At 27.3% G+C, this 12189-nt stretch carries 11 protein-coding genes and 1 tRNA gene; 2 read left to right on the top strand and 10 right to left on the bottom strand.

Annotated elements, in window-relative coordinates:
* Positions 1–226, top strand: a 226-nt coding sequence (locus tag CSBG_RS18490; protein WP_207635933.1) for an IS3 family transposase, incomplete at its 5' end; no start/stop codon positions are given.
* A gap of 63 nt (positions 227–289) precedes the next feature.
* On the opposite strand, the gene CSBG_RS05915 is transcribed toward CSBG_RS18490, so the two are convergent.
* The 7 genes from CSBG_RS05915 to CSBG_RS05885 form a co-directional block, all read right to left on the bottom strand.
* Positions 290–547 carry a helix-turn-helix domain-containing protein gene (locus CSBG_RS05915; protein WP_008677909.1) on the bottom strand — a complete coding sequence of 86 codons (258 nt, stop codon included), beginning with the start codon at positions 545–547 and terminating at the stop codon, positions 290–292.
* A gap of 17 nt (positions 548–564) precedes the next feature.
* Complete coding sequence (locus tag CSBG_RS05910) at positions 565–1554, bottom strand: hypothetical protein (protein WP_008677908.1); 990 nt, start codon at positions 1552–1554, stop codon at positions 565–567.
* Positions 1555–1902: 348 nt separating this feature from the next.
* Complete coding sequence (locus CSBG_RS05905; RefSeq protein ID WP_008677907.1) at positions 1903–2517, bottom strand: TraR/DksA C4-type zinc finger protein; 615 nt, start codon at positions 2515–2517, stop codon at positions 1903–1905.
* Between the two features lie 153 nt (positions 2518–2670).
* Positions 2671–3429: a GNAT family N-acetyltransferase gene (locus tag CSBG_RS05900; protein ID WP_008677906.1), complete on the bottom strand. Its 759-nt coding sequence runs from the start codon at positions 3427–3429 to the stop codon at positions 2671–2673.
* A gap of 111 nt (positions 3430–3540) precedes the next feature.
* Positions 3541–4806, bottom strand: coding sequence for a cytosine deaminase (locus CSBG_RS05895; protein ID WP_008677905.1), 1266 nt, complete (start codon positions 4804–4806; stop codon positions 3541–3543).
* Between the two features lie 12 nt (positions 4807–4818).
* Positions 4819–6069, bottom strand: a complete 1251-nt coding sequence (codB, locus tag CSBG_RS05890) for a cytosine permease (RefSeq protein ID WP_008677904.1) — start codon at positions 6067–6069, stop codon at positions 4819–4821.
* Between the two features lie 294 nt (positions 6070–6363).
* The gene (locus tag CSBG_RS05885) at positions 6364–7149 is read right to left on the bottom strand and encodes a hypothetical protein (protein ID WP_008677903.1); all 786 of its coding nucleotides are present in this window, start codon (positions 7147–7149) and stop codon (positions 6364–6366) included.
* Between the two features lie 418 nt (positions 7150–7567).
* Here CSBG_RS05885 and CSBG_RS05880 point away from each other — a divergent pair.
* Positions 7568–7643, top strand: a tRNA-Met gene (locus tag CSBG_RS05880).
* 428 nt (positions 7644–8071) lie between these two features.
* Here CSBG_RS05880 and fliB read toward each other — a convergent pair.
* The 3 genes from fliB to CSBG_RS05865 all read right to left on the bottom strand — a co-directional run bounded on the left by fliB (position 8072) and on the right by CSBG_RS05865 (position 12154).
* On the bottom strand, positions 8072–9292 hold the full coding sequence (gene fliB / locus CSBG_RS05875) for a flagellin lysine-N-methylase (RefSeq protein ID WP_008677902.1): 1221 nt from the start codon (positions 9290–9292) through the stop codon (positions 8072–8074).
* Positions 9293–9609: 317 nt separating this feature from the next.
* The gene (locus tag CSBG_RS05870; protein ID WP_008677901.1) at positions 9610–10155 is read right to left on the bottom strand and encodes a hypothetical protein; all 546 of its coding nucleotides are present in this window, start codon (positions 10153–10155) and stop codon (positions 9610–9612) included.
* Positions 10156–10597: 442 nt separating this feature from the next.
* A complete protein-coding gene (locus CSBG_RS05865; RefSeq protein ID WP_008677900.1) occupies positions 10598–12154 on the bottom strand; it encodes an ABC-F family ATP-binding cassette domain-containing protein in 1557 nt (518 codons plus the stop codon).
* Positions 12155–12189 lie beyond the last annotated feature (35 nt).

Genomic DNA, 12189 nt, shown 5'->3' with positions numbered 1-12189 from the left:
AGTGCAAAGTATGTCTAGGGTAGGTAGATGTATTGATAATGGGCCTATGGAGGCTTTTTGGGGTACTTTAAAATCAGAAATGTACTATCTAAGAAAGTTTTCAACCTTTGAAGAACTTGAACAAGCTATTGATGAATATATAAAATTTTATAATACAAAAAGATTGCAAAAAAAACTAAAAGGTATGGCTCCTATTGAATATAGAAGCCACACCTTAGCAGCATAATTTTATATTATTTACCCTGTCTACTTGACAGGGGGCGGTTCACAACCTTGTACTATTTTTTATTTATTTAATTAATAACTCTTTAATTTCTGGAATGCTATATCCTTTATTTTTTAATTCCTTAATTTCTTCAATCCTTTTAACTGCATGTTCGCGTAAAAATCTTCTTGTTAAATTCTCTTCTTCTTGCTCAAAAGGTATCATACCTTCCTCCGTATAATATTTAAGTGTACTATATCTAGAGTTAGTAATCCTAACAAGTTCTCCAATCGATACATACTCTGATTCTAGTATTTTTTCCATAGATCTTTGTCTAGACATTAAATTTTACAACTCCTTTAAATAGGATATCTTCTAAGACGTACCCCATGAATCGGTATTCTTCCTTGAGTAGCTTCTGGTACAGCTTCATAAATAATATTATCTACTTTAATTAAAGGCACTGCTCCTTCACGTATAATAGTATAATTATGGCCATTTTCTTCTAATCTTTTTCTAACTTCATCTAATCTTTGAGACGCGTTAGGAAACCACTCTTCTGTATCAATAAAAATGGATTGAGAACGTTCAATAACAGGAAATATAAAATTTATCCCTGTTCCTGTTGGAGTTTTAATTGCATTTTTCTTCATATTTAAAAATCCCTTTACAGCCATTTCAATTCCATGATAAATGTGAATATTATATAGTTTCTTTGAAATCTTATTATTTATGATTAAATTATGCATCCTTTTATCTACTATTTCCAAATCTCCCTTAGAAAAAATATCTTGTATACATCCACTTTCTCTAAGAAGCCACAGCATAAACATATTTTCATCACTTAAAACTCCATCTTCTAGAACTTCAGCTCTAAGAAATTCAACTACTCTAGAATATTCCTCCATATTACTTCTATATTCCCTTAATGATAATCCAGCTGTTTTATAAAACATGTCACATCCTAATAGGCTTGGTATTTCCTCCATATAATCATACCCTTTTAAAGAATCTGTCATAGAAACTTCAAGATTTTTCAAATGTTTATTAGATAGATTGGATGCTTTTGATAACCACCAATTCAAGTCTTCTTCTATAACTTCCTTTTTGCCAAATAATGGCTTAAAAACTGCTTCCTGATATAGAGTGATATTAGGATTTTCAAGATATGATTTTTTAAAGGATAATTTATCATTAACCTCTATAAAATCACCATTTAAATAAGATTCTAGAATAACAGATGCTGCAATACAATGGAGTGATATTTTTTTTATTGTTGTCATATTAATACTATCTTGTGCATTTAATGCAATAATTGAATAACTTTGTGATAATTTTAAATCTCTCATATAAATACCTTCTTTACCCTAATTTTCGTCTTATAATAAGCAGATCATATGAAACTTACTTACTACTTACCACTTACTACTTATGATTTAATCATACTACTACAATGCCTAATTGTAAATATATTTCAAATAAGTAATCATTTATTTTTCAATAAAAAAGTAACTAACCCTCTGTTATGAAAGTTAGCTACTTTTGATTAATATATTTTTTTATTTTTTCAAAGGGTATCACATTTCGTTATATCCTTTGAAAATTAGTAAAATCAATGCTTTAAAATACTTCTATATAAAATTTTCTATATCTATTATATATGCAGAAACTTGATATTTTAGTAGTTTTAATAAAATTTAATCAGGTAATTGATTCTTATATTGCTCATTACTTATTTTTTCGATTTCTTCAACATAATTTTCGTCATCATAATCATATTCATATTGTGGCTCATTTCTTATTTCATTAAATCTTCCAACAGATTGATAACTATCTTCTTCATCAAACCCTATTTTATCTTTATCACCATATCTTGATTTATGTCCAAATGGATTTCCAATTACACTTTCTTCTACTACTCTTTGATTAGAGTTATAAGTTTTTATTGTACTAACCACATCTTCGCATTCAATACAATTTAACGCATATGGCAGAAAATCTAACCTCTCTTTATCAATTTCTTTTCCACATTTTTGACATTTACCGTAACTTCCTTCATCTATAGCTCTTACAGCATCATCTATCTTATCAAGAAGTGCTCTTTCATTTGCTTCAAGTGCTCTACCTTTCTCAACTTCAAAAGTTTCACTAGCTATATCAGATGGATGATTATCATAAAATGATAATTCACTTGCAACCTCTGCATTAAATCTAGTCACTCCATTATCATCTAATTGATTAATGAGATCTGTAATTCTCTTTTTTTCTTGGTTAAGTTTATTTTTATAATATGTTAATTCTTCTTTATTCATATAATCATCCTTTCAAAAGTAATGCTTATTTATATTCTTCCAAAAAGACGATTTTTAATCCCTCTTACAAATGGAAATTCTAAGATACTTATATAAAATCCTTTTTATGTCTCAACATAAATTACAGATAATTCAGGTGCTAAACTATTAAACTTAATTATTATCATTCTTAATAATTTTTCTAATTTTCACTTCTGCAAAAGCTGGATAAAAACCAGATTTCAGTGCAACTTTCTGTGAAATTATGTGAGATTCAACAGTTCCATAAAAAGGTACCTTGCCTCTATTTAATATTTCATTTTTCAAAGATTGTACAATAAAACTAGCAATTCCTTTTCCTTTTTCATCTTCTAATACATTAATTCCAATTTGCCACATAATTTTAGAATCCTCACTTGCTCCTGCCATCCCTAAAATATTGTCTTCCTCATCTACTGCAGCAACTGCTAATATATCTGGATAGTTTTTATTAAATGAAAAAGCTTCATCAAATCTATCATCATCTTTGAATTTCAATATTTCATCTTTTTCATACCATTTTAATTTAATATTATTTCTTGTAAATTCTTTATCCATTGGTAAATAATAATGGTGTGTATTATCTATTTCATAACCAAATTCATTTAGCTTTTTATCTATTTTTCTTAAGTTTGAGTATAAAAACATCCATGCTCCTGAAAACCTAGATAAATTTTTAATACACCACTCTTTAATACATTTATCTGCAGATATTATTGCTTTTCCATTGAATATAATGATCTTTAAAATTTCATCTTCATCATTATACTTTCTGCTACCTTCTATTATTTTCTTATCTGTAATTAAAGTATTTTGATTATTAAAATCCTCAATTGTGCAGTTATAATCTTTTGCTAACTGATCTTTTACCTTTATTAAAATATCTTTTCCCATGAAATCACCTCCCCTTTCTATTAATTATATTATTTTGATAAATTTACAACAATAAAAAAGAGCTAACTTTATGCTAGCTCTTAATATTCTTTATATAATATTTAGTAAATATTATTTTTTAAAATTAATTTCTTTTTCTTCACTCATATTTATAAATGATTTACTAGGCGTAGTCTTAGCAATAACTTGCCCTTCTCTTATAGAATATAAAACTTCCGCTCTTCTTCTAACAGCATCATAACCACTTTCAGCATTTAGTAAAATTAGGTTACCTGGCTTACCTATTTCTATTCCATATTTATCTTCAATATTTAAAGTTCTTGCACTGTTAGTTGATATAAACTTTAATGATTCATTTATATCATTATAACCCATCATTTGGCACACATGTAATCCAAAGTGTACTACTTCTAACATATTTCCTGTTCCCATTGGATACCATGGATCAAATATGTCATCATGCCCAAAACATACATTTATTCCCGCTTCATTAAGTTCCTTTACTCTTGTAATTCCTCTTCTCTTTGGATATGTATCAAACCTTCCTTGAAGATGAGTGTTTACTAGGGGATTTGAAACAAAGTTTATTCCAGACATCTTTAATAATCTAAATAACTTATATGTATATGCATTATTATATGATCCCATAGCTGTAGTGTGACTGGCTGTTACTTTATTCTTTAAGCCTGTCTCTAAAGCCCTTGTAGCAACAACTTCTAAAAATCTTGATTGTTCATCATCTATTTCATCACAATGAACATCTACTAATACATCGTATTTTTTAGCTAATTCAAAAATTTTATTAATAGATTCTACTCCATATTCTCTTGTAAACTCAAAGTGAGGTATAGCTCCAATTACATCTGCTCCTAATCTTAAAGCTTCTTCTACTAATTCTAATCCATTTGGATATGAAAGTATTCCTTCTTGTGGAAAAGCTACTATTTGTAATGTAACATAATCTTTAACTTCTTCCCTTACTTCTACCATTGCCTTTAATGCAATTAAGCTATCATCAGTAACATCAACATGTGTTCTTATAAATTGAATTCCATTAGCTACTTGCCATTCTATAGCTTTTTTAGCTCTCTCTTTAACATCTTCTTTAGTTAAAAATTCTTTTCTTTGAGACCATCTTTCAATTCCTTCAAAAAGAGTTCCACTTTTATTCCACTCTGGCTCTCCTGCTGTAAGAGTAGTATCTAAGTGAATGTGTGGCTCTATAAAAGGAGCTGAAGCTAGGGCCCCATTTCCTTCTATCACTTCTTCATTTTCTAATACTTGTAGATTTTCATCTATTTCTGTAAATTTTCCATCTACTATTCTTATATCAAATAATCCTTCTCTATCTAAAAGCCTTACTTTTTTAATTAACATATTATCATCACCTTATTTATTAGTTATTTTTGTTCCTATTACATAAACTAACATTGTTGTTATTATTGCATTTAATGCTATAACTCCTACTTGTACAACATTAGCAACTATAAATCCTGCTAAGAATGCTACTATAGCTACCCAGTTTATATCTTGGAATTTTACTTCTTTAATATTATCATACTTTCTTTTCTTTACAAAGAAGTAATCAGCTATTATTATCCCACCTACTGGAGGTAACATTGAATTTAAGAAAGTTAAGAATGCTGTAAAGTTATTATTTAACCACACTGCTCCTACTGTTCCTATTAAACCACTAATAATTACTAGCTTCTTTTTAGGTAATTTAGTTATATTTGAAAGCCCAAGTCCTGCTGTATATATTGCATTATCATTAGTTGTCCATATATTTAATCCTAAAACTAGTATAGCTGGTATAATTAAACCTTGTGAGAACATTACATCTGCTATATCTGAGTTACCTGTGACCATTGCCCCTATTGCTCCAAATAAGAACATTAATGAATTTCCTATAAAGAATGCTATTACAGTTGTTGATACTGCTACTTTTTTATTTTTTGAGAATCTTGCAAAATCTGGTGTAGCTGTTCCTCCACTTATAAATGATCCCACACATAATGTTACTGCTGTTACTAGCGCCATTTTACTACTTGGCTCTATATTCATTAATCCTTGAACTCCACCTGCTGAATTCGCGGCCATTACTGCTGAAGTACTACCTAATATAGCTATTGCTGGTACTGCTATTGCACTTAAAATAGTTAGGGATTTCATTCCAAAGTAAGCTGTTGCTGTCATTAATATTCCTGTGATCCCAACTAATAAGTATAAATTTACATTAAATCTATTTGCAACTGGTATTGCAAACATTGCTATTCCAACGCCAAACCAACCTATTTGTGTAATACTAGTTATAAAAGATGCTAAATATGATCCTTTTTCACCAAAAGAATACCTAGCTAGCAAGTGCATTGAAAGTCCTGTATCTGCTCCTATATATGCCAATAATCCTGTATAACATGCAAGTATTAAATTTCCTATAAGTACTGCTATAAAAAAATCTTTCAATGGTAAGCCTGTCCCTAAATTTCCACCTGTAAGCATACTTGCTGAAAAGAATGTAAATCCAAGCATAACCACAAACATTGAAAAGAATCCTTTTTTATCTTTTTTGTGCACATGATCTAACTCATAATCATGATTTTCATTAATAACTTCTTCTAATACTATCTTTTGTTCCATTTGTATCCCCCTAAATTTTTATTTAAGGAAAACCAGTACTTATATTTAATAAAAAACGACCTCTCTATTATTTAGAAAGGTCGTTAACACTTAAAATTAGATATATAAATCAAATCTATATTATCTAATTTATCTCTGCCGTATTATATCCGACCTTATTAGTCTCTCTGGACTAAATTTAAAGGACTAGTTTTCTTGAAACAATTATATATTGATTCTTTTAAATATGTCAACATATTTCTTATGGTAATAAATACATTTTCAAATTAAATTTATACTAAATTAAACTTTATATTAAAAAACAAAATCTTTTAATTTATCATTTATTTTACCTAATATTGATGGAATTATCTTTAATATACTTGGTAAAAATAAAGAAGCTACAAATGCCACAGCACATAATGCAAATATCTCATAATACATAGGTTGTCCTATATAAACTTGATACCCATGTATAGATGCAACTGCTATCGCTCCTATTATTATGATTTTAGTTGCAATCCAAGAAATTAAATTTATTACCTTACATAAAAATATTATTATGGATAATATAGCTATTACAGGCAATGCTATTATTTTTATCAATATTTGAATTACTTTAGTTACTGTATATGCTTCGCCTTTTTGCCTATTTACAACTTTTTTAGCATTATCTCTTTTAGTGTTTTCTTTATTACTTTCATTATTTCTATCTTTTGAAGGTTTCTTTTTATCACTTTTTTGCTTCTTCACTGATGAATTATTAGGAGATGATCTTTTACTTTTCTTCTTAGTTTCTTCTTTTTCATCATCATAGTGAAAATTATTATAATCATCCCAACTGTCTCTCTTAAAATTACTTTGAGAAATATCATTTAGACTGTTTTTATCATAATCATTAACTAGATTTTCTTTATATTTATTTTTTTCTCTTTCCAGCTTTATTTCCTCATAAGCTTTATCAAATACCTTTATAAAAGCTTTTGCTCTTCTTTCATCCCTAATTTCTTCTTTTAATTTATTTACTTTATTTTCATATGCTATTTTTATTTCTTCCATTGATGCATTTTCATCTACACCTAAAATCTTATATTGTTCCATATCTCTTCTCCATACTATATATAAACTATATCTACATCTTTTATTTAACATTTATTATAACAATATTTATAAATGAATAAAAAGGTAATTTTGTCCTATTTAAACTTTCAATTTTAGGACTACCTATCCATATAACTCATTTACTCTAGCTTAATAATAAATTTCCTTTTGAAGTATCAGTATTATCAAATTCTAATAAAATTATTTAAGCTATACCTTCTCTACATAATACCATTCTTAGATATATTAAACCTTAAATTAATATTTTCTTATTCCTTAGCATTTGATATTATCTGGAATGCTAAGCCACCTCTTATCATCATATGCCACAATATGATGTTATCTTCCTTTGACATTAAGTTTTATTAAGCATATACTAATAACATAAGTTAGCCAAGCAAATATATAAACTTAATATCGCGGGATGGAGCAGTTGGTAGCTCGTTGGGCTCATAACCCAAAGGTCGTAGGTTCAAGTCCTGCTCCCGCAACCAAAATCTTACTCTTACTGTAAGATTTTTTTGTTGTATAAAATATAGATGTAGTAACTTAGAAAATAAAGTAATCAAATAAGTATTGAAAAAAAGCCTAGTTATGAAACACTAGGCTTTTCTTATTTATTATATATCAAATTTTTTATAAACATCTTATTTTTTATTATTTAATAGTTCTATTATGTAATCTACCCGTTTATGTTTCATAATTTGCTCACAAATAAATAAAGCTGTAACTTCTACACCATAGATTTAGCAATTAATATTAGTTTGATTCAAAAAACAATCTTAACCAAGTAACTTAGTCTATTAATCTTATTTGAGGTACGTTCATTCCATAAAACCCCAATTAAATTATAACTTTAAACTATAAAATCACTATTTTATTAAACTCAAATTCAATTAAAAAAGTACTACCGATTATTTTATTATAAAAGTATTTTAGCAAATTCCATATTATCAAATTCATTTTCTTTTATATACTCTAATGAATCAATTAAATAGCTTTTATGATGTTCTATAGTTTTAGAGAAGGCTTGGATAAATTCAACCATGCTTTCTTTAGACTCCTGTTTATTGTATATATATTTCCCAACCAAATAAAACCTAATAAATGAGTATCTTGTTAAAAGCATAATATATCCATCAAATAATGATTCAGATTCAGAAAATGGAAAAATATTATTATATATGAAATTTACTAAATAATTTTCAAAAATATAGCTATTATTATTAATGAAATTTTCATTATAATCTTCAAATGTTTTTATGTATACTTCTGAATATTCACTTATTTCAGCATTTTCATCAAACTTAAATCCAGATATAATTTGCTTTGTATATTCTTTAAAAGAAAAGCTATCCACATTTTTAGATACATTTAAAAACTCTAACATTTTTTTAAAAAAATCAATTTGAATAAGATAATTTAATTTATTTTCTTCATAATTATCATTAACTAAATTTATATCATATTTTTTGATAAATTTAGATACATTACTATGATTATCTTTAATCTCGCCCTCTAATGCATATATAAAATCACCTAATATATAAAGCCTTTTACTTAAATTTAATTTTCTGTTTTGTATTATTTTAATACTAAGATCCCTAATTTCTTTAAAATACTTTATTGGTGACTTATTATATTTTTTAGATTTAGTATCAATCTCACTTGATACTATATGTTTACCTAAGTTTTCTTCACTTTCTTTAAACTTAATTCCCTCTTCCTTTAATAAAATAATTCTTGCAGCTTCAGGACAGGCTACATCAAGGGATATTTCATAATAACCATCTATTTTATTAATTATTCTAGGAAAAGATGTACAAACATTTGAAAGATATTCTTCTCCAATTTTAGAATAAATAATACAATAATTTTCTTCATCTAGAAAAGAACACCTTTTATCAGCTTTTAACTTTACTTTTCCATAATCTACATCACAACTTGTACAAAAATCATTGTTATGAACATTTTTTTGAAACATTCTTTTCATTTCTTTATTTTGAATTTTATAATATTGTTTAAAAGTAACCTTATCTATATCTATATCCCAACCAATACAACAGCTATCTTCGCAGTTTCCACCTATACACTTAAATTCTTTAAAATATCTCGGGTATCTCATTTTTATATTTTTTTCCATAGTATAACTTCCTTTTCAAATAAATCACTTAAATTTTCCTATTATACATTTATTTTACTATAGAATTTTAAATTTGTCAGATATACCCTATTTTCTAGATATATTAACAATATTATTCCTCTAAAACCAATGTATTGTCCCATTAAAAATATATTCCATATCTTCTAAAGTAAGAAATAATTTTTGTATCCTTTTTATAATTTTACACTATTATATAACTATTAAATTTTGCTACTAGGTAAATAAATGAGCAAGGATAACTTAGAGTACAAACATACTATGTTCTAGGTTATTTGCCTACTAGGATTGTTTAAGAACTAAAATATAGGTATCAGATAAGTACTTCTATTATCATAACTTACTAGGATACAACGACTACCACTTCTAAGTCTATAATAATCCCCCATATCTATACTCATACTTTTAATAAATAAATCGGTATCATACACGGAAACACTAGCATAGTATTTGGTACTCTTACGATTTCTATATTCACTCCATACTTCCTCAACAACACCATAACAACATTTATAATCTTCATCAAAAGGATTAAAGTTCTCAACCTTTTTCATTCTGAATGGAAACTGGATTACAAAATTAAAAATTAACCACAATAGAAATAAAGATATAACTGGCAACATAACAAAATCAATACTTGAATTAAAAGTTATTGTAGAATAAATTGCATGAGGAAAAAACTTTAGAAAAATAGGCAATAGTAGAACTAGTCCTATAAACAACATAACATATAAATCCTTCTTAGCTTTCTCTTTATGCCTTTGAACTAAAGAACAATGTCTAGCATCTATAACATGATTACTAGGTATCTCTTTAGGTTTAATTATTTTCTTATCATGAATCAAAATAATCACCTCCCAAAGTAATTTGCTAGGCAAAGAAGACTAGGGTTATCTAAACAACTTACTAGTCTTCTTTAATAACAAACTGATTTAGATTAAATTACATATCCTCAACATAAATACTAGGCATACAGATGTTAATGAAAAGATGGTCATAACATTTGTATGCTTTAAAGAGAACTTAAATTAATAAATTCCAAATAATAATCTAGTTGTACAGTCAACAAGTTTGTAAATACTCACTATAAACTTATACTCTTTTATTTTATCATAGTCAACACGATAATCAAAAAAAAAACCGCAGAACAAATAGACAAAAACCAGAAGTCAATAAACTAAAGCTTATTTTAATTTCGAAATCATTTACAAAGATAAGAATACAAATGACTTAAATACCTAAAACTAGTATCTAAGCCATTTGTATTAATTATCTATTAGGTTGTAATTAAATTATCTTAAGTGTCCAATCCTCACAATTCCATATCTCAGTTACAACATCTCTATAAAACTCAGGTTCATGTGATACAAGTAAAATTGAGCCTTTATATTCTTTTAGTGCCCTTTTTAATTCATCTTTTGCATCTACATCTAAGTGGTTTGTAGGCTCGTCAAGGATTAATATATTAGTTTCTGTATTTAATATTTTACATAATCTAACCTTTGCAGCTTCTCCACCTGATAATACCATTATCTTTGATTCTAATTGTTTTGTTGTTAAACCACACTTAGCAAGAGCAGCTCTTATTTCATATTGTGTTTTACTTGGGAACTCTTGCCACACTTCTTCTATACATGTGTTTGTATTTCCACTTCTATCTTCTTGTTCAAAGTAACCTATATGTTGATAATCACCTAAGTGAACTTCTCCACTTAAAGGTTGAACTTTTCCAAGCAAGCTTTTTAATAATGTAGATTTACCAAGTCCATTTGCTCCTACTAAAGCTATTTTTTGTCCTCTTTCCATATAAAGATTTAATGGCTTTGTAAGAGATGAATCGTAACCTATTACTAAATCTTTAGTTTCAAATATAATTTTTCCTGATGTTCTTGCTACTTTAAAGTTGAATTCTGGTTTTGGTTTTTCTTTTGAAAGTTCTATTACTTCCATTTTATCAAGTTTCTTTTGTCTTGATTTAGCCATATTAGCAGTAGCAACATTTGCTTTATTTCTTGCAACGAAATCTTCTAGTCTAGCTATTTCTTTTTGTTGCTTTTCATATGCTGCTTCTAATCTCTTTTTATTTTCATCATATAGTCTCTTAAACTCATAATAGTCACCAACATATCTTGTTAATTTTCTTTCTTCAACATGATAAATTAAGTTAACTACTGAATTTAAAAATGGTATATCATGAGAAATTAGTATAAAAGCATTTTCATAGTTATTTAAATATCTCTTTAACCATTCTATATGCTCTTCATCTAGATAGTTTGTAGGCTCATCTAAAAGTAATATATCTGGATTTTGAAGTAATAATTTTCCAAGTAAGATTTTTGTTCTTTGTCCACCTGATAAATCATCAACATCTTTATCTAAACCTAAATCTAAAAGTCCAAGACCTTTTGCTACTTCCTCTACTTTTGCATCTATTATGTAAAATCCATTATGATCTAGTAAATCTTGAATTACTGCTGTTCTTTCAAGCATCTTTTCTAGTTCTTCTGGAGTACAGTCTCCCATTTTTTCATAAAGAGAATTCATTTCTGTTTCTAAATCAAATAAGTATTTAAATGCATCTCTTAGAGCATCTCTTATGCTTTGTCCTTTCACTAAAGCTGCATGTTGATCCATATATCCAACTCTAACGTTATTTGACCAAATAACCTTTCCTTCATCAGGCATAAGTTTATCTGTAACTATATTCATAAATGTTGATTTTCCTTCACCATTAGCTCCAATTAAACCAACGTGCTCCCCCTTTAATAATCTAAAGGATACATCTTCAAAAATAGCTCTATCTCCAAAGCCATGACTCATATCTTTAACTGTTAAAACGCTCATTAATTATCCTCCTGGTTATTAAGTCTATTTTAAAA

The organism is Clostridium sp. 7_2_43FAA (genome assembly GCF_000158375.2).
GTDB classification, from domain to species: Bacteria; Bacillota; Clostridia; order Clostridiales; family Clostridiaceae; genus Clostridium; species Clostridium tertium.
The sequence above is the reverse complement of the archived record's forward strand: the minus strand, read 5'-3'. Positions and strand labels throughout refer to the sequence as shown.